This window comes from Paraburkholderia sp. SIMBA_053, from assembly GCF_046534895.1.
Classification (GTDB): domain Bacteria; phylum Pseudomonadota; class Gammaproteobacteria; order Burkholderiales; family Burkholderiaceae; genus Paraburkholderia; species Paraburkholderia caledonica.
Genome location: NZ_JAWRXU010000486.1, coordinates 1 through 282 on the forward strand (window position 1 = coordinate 1; position 282 = coordinate 282).

A 282-nucleotide genomic window follows, 5' to 3' on the forward strand; every position below is an offset into this window, starting at 1 on the left:
TGTTGGAAGAAGTGCGCATGGAAACCCGGCTGCGAGCCGCCTGTAAAACATGACGGCTTGATCATCCGGTATCGCGCTAGGGGCCGCTATTCAGCCGAATGGCCAGGTGTGGGCCAGGTGCGCGGTCAGCGGCCGACAAGCCGCTTGATCTTCGACCCCGGCGCGGGACCGGGGCGAAAAATCTTAACTGTTCTGATTGCCTGATCGTCGCTGCGCATTACTTCGATTTTGATGTCGTTAATCTTTACGCAGACATCGCCTTCCGGAATTTCTTCGAGAACT

General features: G+C 56.4%; 1 pseudogene. It reads right to left on the reverse strand.

What is annotated here, in order from left to right:
* Nucleotides 1–125: 125 nt before the first annotated feature.
* A pseudogene (locus SB753_RS36540) lies at nucleotides 126–282 on the reverse strand (magnesium and cobalt efflux protein CorC); the annotation flags it as partial.